Raw genomic sequence first — 4,982 nt, forward strand, 5'->3', positions numbered from 1 at the left:
AAGTAGAATAAAGTTAGGTAAATACAAGAATAATAACCTTGTCAATTAGATTTACGAAATAACTTAGATATTATCCACGAGCAGATTAACTATAAGTTTTTTATACAACGAAGAGTTTGATCCTGGCTCAGGATGAACGCTAGCGACAGGCCTAACACATGCAAGTCGAGGGGTATGATTAGCTTGCTAATCAGAGACCGGCGCACGGGTGAGTAACGCGTATGCAACCTGCCTTATACTGGGGGATAGCCCAAAGAAATTTGGATTAATACCGCATAATATATTTGAATCGCATGGTTTAAATATTAAAACTCCGGTGGTATAAGATGGGCATGCGTAGCATTAGTTAGTTGGTGAGGTAACGGCTCACCAAGACGATGATGCTTAGGGGGTCTGAGAGGATAGTCCCCCACACTGGTACTGAGACACGGACCAGACTCCTACGGGAGGCAGCAGTGAGGAATATTGGTCAATGGACGCAAGTCTGAACCAGCCATGTCGCGTGCAGGATGACGGCCCTATGGGTTGTAAACTGCTTTTTTACAGGAATAATTGCTTTCACGTGTGGGAGTTTGAATGTACTGTATGAATAAGGATCGGCTAACTCCGTGCCAGCAGCCGCGGTAATACGGAGGATTCGAGCGTTATCCGGATTTATTGGGTTTAAAGGGTCCGTAGGCGGCTTTTTAAGTCAGTGGTGAAATCCCAGAGCTCAACTCTGGAACTGCCATTGAAACTGAAGAGCTTGAATATGGTTGAGGTAGGCGGAATACGTTATGTAGCGGTGAAATGCATAGATATAACGTAGAACACCAATTGCGAAGGCAGCTTACTAAGCCATTATTGACGCTGATGGACGAAAGCGTGGGGAGCGAACAGGATTAGATACCCTGGTAGTCCACGCCGTAAACGATGATTACTCGTTGTGCACAATACATCGTGCGTGACTGAGCGAAAGCATTAAGTAATCCACCTGGGGAGTACGTTCGCAAGAATGAAACTCAAAGGAATTGACGGGGGCCCGCACAAGCGGAGGAACATGTGGTTTAATTCGATGATACGCGAGGAACCTTACCTGGACTTAAATGTAGATTGACCGGCTTAGAAATAGGTCTTTCCTTCGGGACAATTTACAAGGTGCTGCATGGTTGTCGTCAGCTCGTGCCGTGAGGTGTCGGGTTAAGTCCCATAACGAGCGCAACCCCTATCGTTAGTTGCTAGCAGGTAATGCTGAGGACTCTAGCGAGACTGCCACCGTAAGGTGAGAGGAAGGTGGGGATGACGTCAAATCAGCACGGCCCTTACGTCCAGGGCTACACACGTGTTACAATGGCCAGTACAAAGGGCAGCTACCTGGTGACAGGATGCTAATCTCAAAAGCTGGTCTCAGTTCGGATCGGAGTCTGCAACTCGACTCCGTGAAGTTGGATTCGCTAGTAATCGTATATCAGCAATGATACGGTGAATACGTTCCCGGGCCTTGTACACACCGCCCGTCAAGCCATGGAAGCCGAGGGTGCCTGAAGTACGTTACCGCAAGGAGCGTCCTAGGGTAAAATTGGTAACTGGGGCTAAGTCGTAACAAGGTAGCCGTACCGGAAGGTGTGGCTGGAACACCTCCTTTCTGGAGATGGATAATACGACAATAGGTTAAACTGTGAATATGGTTGACTTATAAGGTTGTTTTTCTTGACCTAATTTTATTTTTGCTTTCATCTTTTAATATACCATAACCCATAGCGTTAGGGTGTTTACCCTTCTAAGCTCATGTGGATTATTAACTAGTCCTGTAGCTCAGTTGGTTAGAGCACTACACTGATAATGTAGGGGTCCGCAGTTCAAATCTGCGCAGGACTACGAAAAATTATCAATAACGATTTATGGGGGATTAGCTCAGTTGGCTAGAGCGCCTGCCTTGCACGCAGGAGGTCATCGGTTCGACTCCGATATTCTCCACGAAATACAATTTTGGTATTAAAAGTTCTTTGACATATTGAAAAATCAAAAAGTAGAAGTAATCTAAGTAAAGAAAACAGCGATTGATTTCGTTGGCTATTTTGAGTAATTGAGATAGCAAGCATAATAATAAGTAATTAAGAGCGTATGGCGGATGCCTAGGCTCTCAGAGGCGAAGAAGGACGTGATAAGCTGCGATAAGCTTCGGGGAGGTGCAAATAACCGTTAATCCGAAGATTTCCGAATGGGGCAACCCACCTGCTTGCAGGTATTCTATTTATAGAAGGCAAACCCGGAGAACTGAAACATCTAAGTACCCGGAGGAGAAGAAAACAAAAGTGATTCCCTTAGTAGTGGCGATCGAACAGGGACCAGCCCAAACCAGTATTGTTTCGGCAATGCTGGGGTTATAGGACTACAATATGATAAAGTGCGTGAAGTGAAACACTTTGGAAAGAGTGACCATAGAGAGTGATAGTCTCGTACACGTAAGCAATCTGCATCTAGTAGTATCCTGAGTAGCGCGGAACACGAGAAATTCTGTGTGAATTTGCCAGGACCATCTGGTAAGGCTAAATACTCCTGAGAGACCGATAGTGAACAAGTACCGTGAGGGAAAGGTGAAAAGCACCTCGAATAGAGGAGTGAAATAGTACCTGAAACCATACGCTTACAAGCGGTCGGAGCACCTTTGGGTGTGACGGCGTGCCTTTTGCATAATGAGCCTACGAGTTACTCCTCACTAGCAAGGTTAAGCACTTCAGGTGCGGAGCCGAAGCGAAAGCGAGTCTGAATAGGGCGAAAAAGTTAGTGGGGGTAGACGCGAAACTTGGTGATCTACCCATGGTCAGGCTGAAGCTCTGTTAATCCAGAGTGGAGGGCCCAACCCGTTTACGTTGAAAAGTATTGGGATGAACTGTGGGTAGGGGTGAAAGGCCAATCAAACTGAGAAATAGCTCGTACTCCCCGAAATGCATTTAGGTGCAGCGTCAGAGTGAAGAGTTATAGAGGTAGAGCTACTGATTGGATGCGAGGGCTTCACCGCCTATCAAATCCAGACAAACTCCGAATGCTATAACTTATATCTGGCAGTGAGCCCGTGGGTGCTAAGGTCCACGGACGAGAGGGAAAGAACCCAGACCATCAGCTAAGGTCCCCAAATGTATGCTAAGTTGAACAAACGTGGTAAGATTGCACAGACAGCTAGGATGTTGGCTTGGAAGCAGCCATTCATTTAAAGAGTGCGTAACAGCTCACTAGTCGAGCGATCTTGCGTGGATGATAATCGGGCATAAGTATACTACCGAAGCTATGGACTTACGTTGAAAGATACGTAATTGGTAGGGGAGCATTCTAAACCGCGTAGAAGGTGTGTGGTAATGCATGCTGGAGCGTTTAGAAAAGCAAATGTAGGCATAAGTAACGATAATGCGGGTGAGAAACCCGCACGCCAATAGACTAAGGTTTCCTGATCAACGCTAATCGGATCAGGGTAAGTCGGGACCTAAGGCTAACCCGAAAGGGGATGTCGATGGACAATCGGTTAATATTCCGATACCCGCTATAACTGCGATGGGGTGACGAAGAGATGAAAGTGCCGCGTACTGACGGAATAGTACGTTGAAGGCCGTATGCTATGAGAGGGGTAGGCAAATCCGCCCTTTGAGCTGAAAGCTGATAGTACCACAATGCTTCGGCAGCGTGGATAGTGCATGTAATTTGACTTCCAAGAAAAACCTCTAAGCTTCAGGTTGTAGTGGCCCGTACCTCAAACCGACACAGGTAGTCAAGTAGAGAATACTAAGGCGCTCGAGTGATTCATGGCTAAGGAACTCGGCAAAATAACTCCGTAACTTCGGGAGAAGGAGTGCTCTCAGCAATGGGAGCCGCAGTGAAATGGCCCAGGCGACTGTTTATCAAAAACACATGGCTTTGCAAAAACGAAAGTTGAAGTATAAGGCCTGACACCTGCCCGGTGCCGGAAGGTTAAGTGGAGATGTTATCTTCGGAGAAGCATTGAAATGAAGCCCCGGTAAACGGCGGCCGTAACTATAACGGTCCTAAGGTAGCGAAATTCCTTGTCGGGTAAGTTCCGACCTGCACGAATGGTGTAACGATCTGGGCACTGTCTCAGCCATGAGCTCGGTGAAATTGTAGTATCGGTGAAGATGCCGATTACCCGCAACGGGACGGAAAGACCCCGTGCACCTTTACTGCAGCTTCACATTGATTTTGGGTAAGTAATGTGTAGGATAGGACGGAGACTACGAAGCGGGTCCGCCAGGATTCGTGGAGTCAACCTTGAAATACGTCCCTTTGCTTATCTGGAGTCTAACGTCTGACGACGGACAGTGTGTGGTGGGTAGTTTGACTGGGGTGGTCGCCTCCAAAAGAGTAACGGAGGCTTCTAAAGGTACCCTCAATACGTTTGGTAATCGTGTGAAGAGTGCAATGGCACAAGGGTGCTTGACTGTGAGACCTACAAGTCGATCAGGTACGAAAGTAGAGCATAGTGATCCGGTGGTTCCGCATGGAAGGGCCATCGCTCAAAGGATAAAAGGTACGCCGGGGATAACAGGCTGATCGCTCCCAAGAGCTCATATCGACGGAGCGGTTTGGCACCTCGATGTCGGCTCGTCACATCCTGGGGCTGGAGAAGGTCCCAAGGGTTGGGCTGTTCGCCCATTAAAGTGGCACGCGAGCTGGGTTCAGAACGTCGTGAGACAGTTCGGTCCCTATCTGTTGTGGGCGTTAGAAATTTGCGAGGATCTGACTCTAGTACGAGAGGACCGGGTTGGACTAACCTCTAGTGTATCTGTTGTGGCGCCAGCTGCATTGCAGAGTAGCTACGTTGGGCAGGGATAAGTGCTGAAAGCATCTAAGCACGAAGCCTACCTCAAGATGAGATTTCTTTAAAGGGTCGTTGGAGACGACAACGTTGATAGGCCACAGATGTAAAGGCAGTGATGTCAAAGTCGAGTGGTACTAATTACCCATAAGCTTATGAATGCTGAGGTCCATGGTTG

2 tRNA genes and 2 rRNA genes are annotated in these 4,982 nt (G+C 47.6%); all 4 read left to right on the forward strand.

Annotated features, from left to right (window positions below):
• The first annotated feature begins 104 nt into the window (after positions 1-104).
• Positions 105-1,624, forward strand: a 16S ribosomal RNA gene (locus tag EO244_RS16670).
• Between the two features lie 159 nt (positions 1,625-1,783).
• A tRNA-Ile gene (locus EO244_RS16675) sits at positions 1,784-1,857 on the forward strand.
• Positions 1,858-1,882: 25 nt separating this feature from the next.
• Positions 1,883-1,956 (forward strand) — tRNA-Ala (locus EO244_RS16680).
• Positions 1,957-2,083: 127 nt separating this feature from the next.
• Positions 2,084-4,965: ribosomal RNA gene (locus EO244_RS16685) — 23S ribosomal RNA — on the forward strand.
• The 16S and 23S rRNA genes sit together here with 2 tRNA genes alongside, the layout of an rRNA operon.
• Positions 4,966-4,982: the final 17 nt, after the last annotated feature.

This window comes from Ancylomarina salipaludis (assembly GCF_004122035.1).
Lineage (GTDB): Bacteria > Bacteroidota > Bacteroidia > Bacteroidales > Marinifilaceae > Ancylomarina > Ancylomarina salipaludis.